Origin of the sequence: Vibrio cincinnatiensis (assembly GCF_022113815.1) — a bacterium.
GTDB lineage: Bacteria > Pseudomonadota > Gammaproteobacteria > Enterobacterales > Vibrionaceae > Vibrio > Vibrio cincinnatiensis_A.
In genome coordinates, this window is record NZ_SGOM01000090.1 from 1 (window position 1) to 399 (window position 399).

1 protein-coding gene is annotated in these 399 nt (G+C 40.9%); it reads left to right on the forward strand.

What is annotated here, in order from left to right; genetic code table 11:
- A partial coding sequence (locus EXA13_RS16745) for an MmcQ/YjbR family DNA-binding protein (RefSeq protein WP_238134108.1) occupies positions 1-358 on the forward strand: 358 nt, incomplete at its 5' end.
- Between the last annotated feature and the right edge of the window lie 41 nt (positions 359-399).

Sequence of the window (399 nt, forward strand, 5' to 3'; positions counted from 1 at the left end):
GTTTTGTGGTTCCTTTCCTGCCACAAGTCATGTTGTTCAATGGGGCGATTCTGACGTTTGGAAAGTTGGTGATAAAGTGTTCGCTATTGGTGGTTGGAGTAAAAATGGGCAAGCAGCATTTATCTTTAAAGTTTCAGATTTAAATTTTGATTTCCTAAGCAATAGTGAGGGTTATCAGCCAGCCCCATACTTTGCGAATCGTGGTATGAAGTGGATCCAACAAATTGATACAGAGGGCAATCTAGACGAAGATCTTAAATATTATCTCTCTGAATCTTATCGAATCGTTGCTAATGGTTTAAGCAAAAAGAGGCAGGTTGAGCTAGGTATTCTTTGTCAATCTGAAAAACGCACATAACAAACGCCTCAAGCGGGACTTCCAACGCTCGCCACTTTTGG